Source organism: Ancylobacter sp. Lp-2 (genome assembly GCF_020523795.1).
GTDB lineage: Bacteria > Pseudomonadota > Alphaproteobacteria > Rhizobiales > Xanthobacteraceae > Ancylobacter.
The window spans coordinates 1-6390 of the sequence record NZ_JAJALI010000022.1 but is presented as its reverse complement, the minus strand read 5'-3'; the positions used below and the strand labels follow the sequence as shown (position 1 = coordinate 6390).

The window sequence follows — 6390 nt, the reverse complement described above, 5'->3', positions numbered from 1 at the left end:
GAAAAACAGGCCGCCTGAGGCCAGAAATGAAACCCAGGACTCTCCCTCAGACCGGAGGAGAAAAGGGTCTCACGTCAAGTGGGGTCGGAGTACTGGACACCCGCCCTCGCGGTCCTCCAGACGCGACTATCCGCTTCAGGTCGTTCATGGCGCGGACGAACGCTTGGCAGGCCTCGGGACGGCTGAACAGGAACGTCTCATGGAGACCACCAGCGGATCGGCGGTTCAAGTCGCGATGGAGCATAACGGGTAGTTCTCTGTTGTCTTTAAAGCGGCGATCTCGGGTTCGATTTGGCCCAAACTTTCCGCACCATCCTGGCGTCGCTGGGGACGGGTTCAGTCTGGCTGAACTGAGTCAGCGCAACACCAACGTCGAGTTCCTTGAGATCGACGAGTGCGAAGTCCGGCCGAGCGGCATTTATCACCAACACGAAATCCGGATAGAAATATGCCGTCGATCGGCCGCCCTGAATCGAAAGTGCCATGGGCAGGTCATTGGTATCGACCAAGACGTCTGTGTTTCTAGCTAAGCGGATGGAGCGACGCGACACTACCGTGTCCGACACGCTACGCGCTCTGCCCCGATCGATCTGCTGAGACGTCGGCAGCGCCCACGCCCCCTGTGAGCCAGACAACTCATCAAATGCCTCCATCATCCGCCGATGTGGGTCACCCACCTCGGTTTCGATATCAATGCTGATCGATATCCGCGAAGCGGCAAGATTGCTTTGAAGGCGCGCGATCTCCAAGCGCCGCAGGACAACCGCCTTTTCAGCCTTCCAGCGCACGCTTTTTGAAACGACAGACGCGAGTGTTGTCCAGGCCAGCGCGCGTCCGGTCCAGGAGCGCGCATATTGCCTGCGAGCGCGCGGGACATCGGTGCGAATTTCACGCTATCGAGCCTGCATCGCGAGGAGAAGTTCTTTGAATTGGCTGAGGCCACTCGAGGTCATAGCGGCGACGTTGCCGTCTCCATAGTCAACTCGCGTGCCAGGGACGAGATAGCGATCTGTTGCCACTGTGCCAGACCTGCTGGGATCGCCGAGAACTCGAAAACGTGCCCACGACACCACCCGATACGCACCGCGAGACGCCCAGTCGATGGTCGTCTCCAATCCTCTGCGGCGCACGGCAATATGTACCGGCGGAACTATTGTAAGTTCGCCTCGAAACCGAGGTGCCATGGATCACCCACCCTAGGTGCGACGATATACGTCTTGCGGGAGCTCGCTAGCTTGCGGTGGCAGCGCTCCAGGCTTGCATGCATCTCTCAATGGGGAAGAAGGTCGAGCCACCCGAAGCGAATCTACGCCAAAGGCCGACATTCGCGTTCCGCCTGAGAGTGGACCTTCGACGTATATGGACAAAGCTCTCCCACGGCTGATCACAGCTCCGAGCCAGCAAGGCACTATCGCCTCAAATGCTTTAAAGAGCTGCCGCCGTGCTGCCGCGGTAAGCTGATTTGATGGCGTCCTTCTGGCTCAGCGGTATCGGCGCCCACTCGATTGCCAGTGCCGGGCGTCAAATCTCCGTTTTCTCTGACGAACTCAAGGTATCGTCGACTTCGATTCCGAGATAACGAACAGTACTTTCGAGCTTCGTGTGACCGAGTAGAAGTTGGCAGGCGCGCAGATTTCCGGTCCTCTTATAAAGGATCGCGACTTTTGTTCGCCGTAGGCTATATGTCCCGTAATCCGCCGGATTGAGGCCGATCAGGCCGCCCCATTGGTCGACGAGACGCCCATACTGCCTCGTGACGTGACCTCCGCTGTGGCTGCGGCTCGGCAATTTGCTGTCGATGGCAAGGTTGAGCATAGCGAGGTCGCGCACCCGATTGGCAATCTGCAATCGTGTGCGCAGAGCCCATATGTGCTTGGGCTTCAGGGGAGGTTTGGCGCCGACGATCCGGCCCGCATTCCAGGCTCGTGCCGCAGTCGTGTTTTCATGATTCGTGTGCATCGCATCCTCCTTCCGAGGAGCAGCCCTAGAGAGGTTAATGCGGGAGCGCGGTCCAGCAATAGGTCGTCTCTCCGCCCGCGGCGCGACAAGCCGAACATCGAGCGCTATTCGAGAGCGACGTTCGAGCATCTCGCTTGCTCTCACTGTCGGTTTGGAATCGCACGCAACAAATGCATGCGATTTAGTCATATAGTGCATTTTCGATGCACGTCTCGATTTCTGTCGCTCAAGGCCAGCATTGCATAAGCCATTGCATAAGCTGGAATGCGATGAAGTTTTGCTGTTGGCACGCGCCTTGCTTCATAAATCGTATGCACTTAATGCATGCGATACAACCCAGAAGCAGGAACAGACCCGATGCGCACTCCCTTCCTCACTGGCGACATCAGTCGCCGCTCCTTCCTCAAGGCCAGCGTCGCCGCCGGCGCTCTCGCCGCCACCTCGCGCTGGTCACCGGCCCAGGCCGACGACCCCAAGGTGCTCAACTATCTCTCCTGGCCCGGTAATGCCGATCCCTATCTGGTCGAGCAGTTCGAGAAGGAGAACGGCGTCAAGATCCGTATCAAGGAATATGTCGGTGGCGACCAGATGCTCGCCGTCATCAACCAGTCGCCGCCCGGCTCGTTCGACGTGGTGCTGGCCGACGCCGAGTACATGCACTTGCTGCATGCAGCCGACTTCATCGAGGAGCTCGACCCGGCCGACTACCCGCTGAAAGACTATTGGCCGGAATTCCAGCAGTTCCCACTGCACTGGTTCGACGGCAAGCTCTACGGCGTGATGACCGATTTCGGCTATCTCGGCCTGTCCTACAACACCAAGGAATTCACCCCGAAGGAGGTCGCCTCCTACGCCGCGCTGTGGAGCGACAAGGCCAAGGGCAAGGTCGGCTTCTTCGATTGGTACCTGCCTTCCATCGGCTCGATCAGCCTCGCCAACGGCAACCGCCCGCCCTTCGATATCGACGAGGCGCATTTCGAGGCGGTGAAGCAGAAGCTGTTCACGCTGAAGCCGCAGGCTTCCGGCTTCTACACCATCGCCGACATCTTCTCCTCGCTCACCAATGGCCGCGCCCAACTGGTGCCCGGCATCGGCGAGTGGATCACCCTCGGCCTGCGCATGAACGGCGTACCGGTCGACACCGTCATCCCGGAGGAAGGCGGCCTGCAGTGGACGGAATCGCTGTCCATCGTGAAGGGCACGCCCAAGCGCGACCTCGCCCGCAAGTTCATCCAGTACACCACCTCGCCCGAGGGCCAGGTGAAGATGGCGACCAAGGTCGACAACAAGAAGTCGATCCCGTCCATCCCCGGCTGGAAGCTGCTCAACCAGACCATGCCGAAGGAAGCCGAGATCCTGCGCATGACGCTGACCGGCCCGAACGTCATGGACGAGTACAAGGCGAAGAAGATCCAGTTCCGCCAGCTGCCCAAGCAGCAGGAAATCTCCGACTGGAACGACGCCTGGAGCGAGTTCAAGAGCCTCTGACCCCATCGCCAAGGAAGGAGCCAAGCCATGACGGCCGCCTCCGTGACGACGCGTGCCAGCGCCCCGCAGCGCTGGTCCTGGCTGGGACGGCCACGCATGGCGGGGTCTCCCGCCGTGCTGCCGGCGGTGCTGGGCCTGCCCGTCCTGCTGTGGCAGGCGGTGTTCTTCGCCGCGCCGCTGGTGTTCCTGGTCGTCATGACCTTCTGGCAGGTGAAGGCGTTCCGGCTGGAACCGGCCTTCGTCCTCGACAACTGGTCGCGGATCCTGTTCTCCGCCACCTTCCAGCGCGCCCTCGTCCATACCTTCGCGGTGGCCGGCACCACGACCGTGCTGGCGGTGGCGCTGGCCTTTCCTGCCGCCTACACCATCGCCTTCCGGCTGAGCCCGCGAATGCGCGACCTCGCGGTCGCCTTCCTCGTGGTGCCGGTGTTCTCCAGCTACATGCTGCGCATCTATGCTTGGCAGATCGTGCTGAGCCCGGAGGGCATGGTGAACGCGCTGCTGGGCGGGATCGGCATAGAGCCGCTGCCGCTGCTCGGCGGCGCCTTCTCGCTGCAGGTCGGGCTGCTCACCCTGACGCTGCCGATCGCCGTGCTGATCCTCGTCTTCGCCATGGCCGGCATCGACCGCACCCTCATCGAGGCGGCGGAGAATCTCGGCTGCCGGCGGGCGCGGGTGATCGCGCACGTCATCGCGCCGTCGGTGCGCCCCGCCATCATGCTGTCGGCGACGACGAGCTTCCTGCTCGCCTTCGGCGACTATATCAGCCCGCTGTTCATGACCGGCTCGAAGCCGCCGACACTGTCCATCCTGATCGTCGACACGGTAAAGTCTGGCTCGCAATGGCCGCGCGCCTCGGTGATCGGCGTCGCCATGCTGGTGATGCTGGCTCTGGTGCTCGGCATTGGCCAGTGGCTGTCGTCCGGCCGTACCGCCCGACGGGGGGCCGCGCGATGAACCGCCCCCTCGCAACCCGGCTGTCGCGCCTCGCGCAATATGGCTTTCTCGGCGCGCTCTTCCTGTTCATCGCCACGCCGATGCTGGTCATCGTGGTGTTCTCCTTCGACGCCAACCGCTTTCCCACCATCCCGTGGGGCGGCTTCAGTCTGGAATGGCACCGCGCCATCCTCGACGACCCGATGATCCGCGACGCCTTCGTCAACAGCGTGCTAGTCGGGCTGGGGACGGCGGTCGCTTCGACGGTGCTCGGTTTCGCCGCCGCCTATATCGACTTCCGCTACCGCTTCCGGCTCAAGCTGCCCTTCGTGCTGCTGGTGGCGGTGCCGCCGGCGGTGCCGGCCACCATCCTCGGCATGGCGATGCTCGCCTTCCTGTCCCGCCTCGGGCTGTTCGGGCGGCTGGAGACCATCATGGCCTGCCATGTCGCCATCGCCACCTCCTTCTCGATGGCGATCATCCGCCTGCGCCTCAACGATCTCAGCCGCGACCTCGAGCCGGCGGCGTGGAACCTCGGCGCCTCGCCGGCGGCGGCGCTGGTCCATGTCGTGCTGCCATTCTGCAAGCCGGCGCTGATCGCCTCGTTCTTCCTGTCGGCGGCGGTGTCGTTCGACGAGTTCCTCATCGCCTGGTTCGTCGGCGGCGTGCACGAGACGCTGCCGGTGCGCATCCTCAACCTGCTGCAGGGACAGGTGAACCCGAAGATCAACGCGGTCGGCACGGTGGTGCTGGTCGTCAGCGTGGCGCTGGTGTTGATCGCCCAGCGTTTCACCGGTGTCCGCGCCGGACGCCGCACCCCCACATCCTGACGAGGGAGAGCCTCATGCCGACACCGTTCATCACGCTCGACAAGCTCGACAAGCGCTATCCCGACCATCACGCGGTGAAGTCGATCGACCTCGACATCGAGGCCGGCGAGTTCATCGCCATCATGGGCCCGTCCGGCTGCGGCAAGTCCACCACGCTGCGGCTGATCGCCGGGCTGGACGAGCCGTCCGGCGGCGAGCTGCGCATCGGCGGCGACAGCATGCACGGCGTGCCCGCCTTCCAGCGCAACACGCCGATGGTGTGGCAGAGCCTGGCGCTGTTTCCGTTCCTCACCGTCGCTGAGAACGTCGCCTTCCCGCTACGCATGCAGAAGGTCGGTGCCACCGAGCGGCGCAGGCGCGCCCTCGACTGGCTCGACCGGCTTGGCCTCGCCGGCATGGCCGAGCGCAACATCGCCCAATTGTCCGGCGGCCAGCGCCAGCGCGTCGCCATCGCCCGCGCGCTGGTCACCGAACCCTCGGTGCTGCTGCTCGACGAGCCGCTCTCGGCGCTCGACGCACATCTGCGCGTGCGCATGCAGACCGAACTGTCGCGCCTGCATCGCGAGCTCGGCATCACCTTCGTCTATGTGACGCATGCCCAGTCGGAAGCCTTCGCGCTCGCCGACCGCATCGTCATCATGAGCGAGGGGCGCATCCAGCAGGTCGGGCGGCCACAGGATGTCTATCGCGCGCCGGCCAACGCCTTCGTGGCCGACTTCATGGGCATGAACAACCTGATCCGCGGCGAGGTGCGCGGCGGCTCGGGCGGGCTGATCGAGGTGAGCGGCGCGCTCGGCGATTTCCGCGTGCCGGCCGACGCCGGGCGCCCGGAAGGCAGCCGTGGCGACTTCGTGATCGCCGCCGACCGCATCGCGCTGGCGGCCGACGCCGAGGGGCCCGGCATCGCCGGCACCGTGCTGGGGCTGGAATTCGTCGGCTCGACGCAGACCGTGTTCGTCGAGACCGAAAGCGGCACCGAGTTTCGCGTGCAGAAGCAGCAGCACGAGATCGAGGCGCTCGATTTGGTGCCGGGGCGGCGGGTGAAGCTCAGCTGGGACCCGCGTCACGCCTGGCTGCTGCCGCAGGCCGCCTGACACACTGAGCCTGGCCATTGCCCCAAGCCGCCTGATCTATCGAAGGAGGAGACAGACATGTACCGCGAAGACTTCATGCAGCG

Annotated in this window: 6 protein-coding genes; 4 read left to right on the top strand and 2 right to left on the bottom strand. The window is 63.7% G+C overall.

What is annotated here, in order from left to right:
* Nucleotides 1-266: 266 nt before the first annotated feature.
* Both LGR54_RS25565 and LGR54_RS25560 read right to left on the bottom strand, forming a co-directional pair.
* On the bottom strand, nt 267-788 hold the full coding sequence (locus LGR54_RS25565; protein ID WP_230364777.1) for a hypothetical protein: 522 nt from the start codon (nt 786-788) through the stop codon (nt 267-269).
* A 733-nt stretch (nt 789-1521) separates the two neighbouring features.
* Complete coding sequence (locus LGR54_RS25560) at nt 1522-1959, bottom strand: integrase (RefSeq protein ID WP_230364776.1); 438 nt, start codon at nt 1957-1959, stop codon at nt 1522-1524.
* A 357-nt stretch (nt 1960-2316) separates the two neighbouring features.
* Here LGR54_RS25560 and LGR54_RS25555 point away from each other — a divergent pair, with 357 nt between their 5' ends.
* Genes LGR54_RS25555 through LGR54_RS25540 form a run of 4 tightly spaced genes read left to right on the top strand, consistent with a single transcriptional unit; the run spans nt 2317 to nt 6307 of the window.
* Nucleotides 2317-3447, top strand: a complete 1131-nt coding sequence (locus LGR54_RS25555; protein WP_230364775.1) for a PotD/PotF family extracellular solute-binding protein — start codon at nt 2317-2319, stop codon at nt 3445-3447.
* A 27-nt stretch (nt 3448-3474) separates the two neighbouring features.
* Nucleotides 3475-4404 carry an ABC transporter permease gene (locus tag LGR54_RS25550; protein WP_230364774.1) on the top strand — a complete coding sequence of 310 codons (930 nt, stop codon included), beginning with the start codon at nt 3475-3477 and terminating at the stop codon, nt 4402-4404.
* Entirely contained in the window at nt 4401-5213 is an 813-nt protein-coding gene (locus LGR54_RS25545; RefSeq protein ID WP_230364773.1) for an ABC transporter permease, read from the top strand. The genes LGR54_RS25550 and LGR54_RS25545 overlap by 4 nt, the downstream gene beginning before the upstream one ends.
* Nucleotides 5214-5227: 14 nt before the next feature.
* Nucleotides 5228-6307: an ABC transporter ATP-binding protein gene (locus LGR54_RS25540; protein ID WP_230364772.1), complete on the top strand. Its 1080-nt coding sequence runs from the start codon at nt 5228-5230 to the stop codon at nt 6305-6307.
* Nucleotides 6308-6390: the final 83 nt, after the last annotated feature.